Here is a 765-nt window from a genome sequence, read left to right on the forward strand (position 1 = left end):
GGTCCGGGCCGCCGCGGCCATGTGCCGCATCTGCAGCGCCTCGCCCTCCTCGGCGGCCAGGAACGCCCCGGACAGGGCGATGTTGCGGATCGAGCCGCCCGCCACGGTGAGCTGGGCGAGCAGCCGCGGGTCGAGGTCCTTGACCGGCGCCTGCGGCGGCAGCACGCGGCGCCAGATCTCGGCGCGTTCGTGCTCGGCCGGGAAGGGGAAGTCGACGACGAAGCGGATGCGCCGCAGGAAGGCGTTGTCCAGGGCCTTCTTCATGTTGGTGGTGAGGATGGCGAGCCCGCGGTAGGCCTCCATCCGCATGAGCAGATAGCTGACTTCGAGGTTGGCGTACCGGTCGTGGCTGTCCTTGACCTCGCTGCGCTTGCCGAACAGGGCGTCGGCCTCGTCGAACAGCAGCAGCGCGCCGCCCGCCTCGGCGGCGTCGAANNGCACCAGGTCGTCCCAGCCGGCCCGCGGTCCGATACGGCGGCCCAGCTCGTCCATGCCCATACGGGCCTCGTCCAGACCGGCCCGCCAGGCCAGCTGTACGGCGTCCAGCTCGTCCTCGTGGGGCAGTTCGCGCCGTACGGTGGCGGCGGCGGAGCGTACGACGTGCGGGGGCAGCTGGAACTGCGCGACCAGCGACCGCAGTTCGCCGTCGTCGAGGTCGGCCACGTCCCGGAAGGCGTCGGCCCACAGATCGAACTGCTCGTCGTCGTCCAGGGGCGGCACGGACACGCGGGTGCCGTGCCGCCCCTGGACGACGACGAGCAGTTC

1 protein-coding gene is annotated in these 765 nt (G+C 72.1%); it reads right to left on the reverse strand.

Features of this window, described 5'->3' with window-relative positions; all coding sequences use genetic code 11:
* A partial coding sequence (locus tag CCL05_RS43410) for an AAA family ATPase (protein WP_143590082.1) occupies nt 1-765 on the reverse strand: 765 nt, incomplete at both ends.

Source organism: Streptomyces africanus, assembly GCF_002150735.1.
GTDB lineage: Bacteria > Actinomycetota > Actinomycetes > Streptomycetales > Streptomycetaceae > Streptomyces > Streptomyces africanus.